Annotated in this window: 1 pseudogene; it reads left to right on the plus strand. The window is 33.8% G+C overall.

Annotation, left to right across the window (positions count from 1 at the left end):
* Positions 1–131: 131 nt before the first annotated feature.
* Positions 132–328, plus strand: a pseudogene (locus tag ACSG5Z_RS29920) (MDR family MFS transporter); the annotation flags it as partial.

Consider the following 328-nt stretch of genomic DNA (forward strand, 5'->3'; position numbering starts at 1 on the left):
TCGTAGGAAGCGTGAGTTGTTTATAAGAGACAGCTTCCTTCTATAATTAAAGGGGAAACTCTTTAGAATATTCTAACCTTTTTCTTCCTTTTTTTCAAAGTAAAATTAGTAAGCATAAGGAGGGGGAAACAATGGGATTTTGGAGTATGCATCGAAATATAAAAATTAGAATTATAACTTCGTTTTTAACACGTACAGTGTCCACGATGATTTTTCCATTTATGGCGATTTACTTTTCAATAAAGTTAGGTAGTGCGATTGCTGGTGCGTTACTACTCATTAAAGTAATAGCTTCATTAGTAATTGGTCTATACGGTGGGTATGTTGG

The organism is Bacillus pretiosus (genome assembly GCF_051294775.1).
Classification (GTDB): Bacteria; Bacillota; Bacilli; order Bacillales; family Bacillaceae_G; genus Bacillus_A; species Bacillus_A wiedmannii.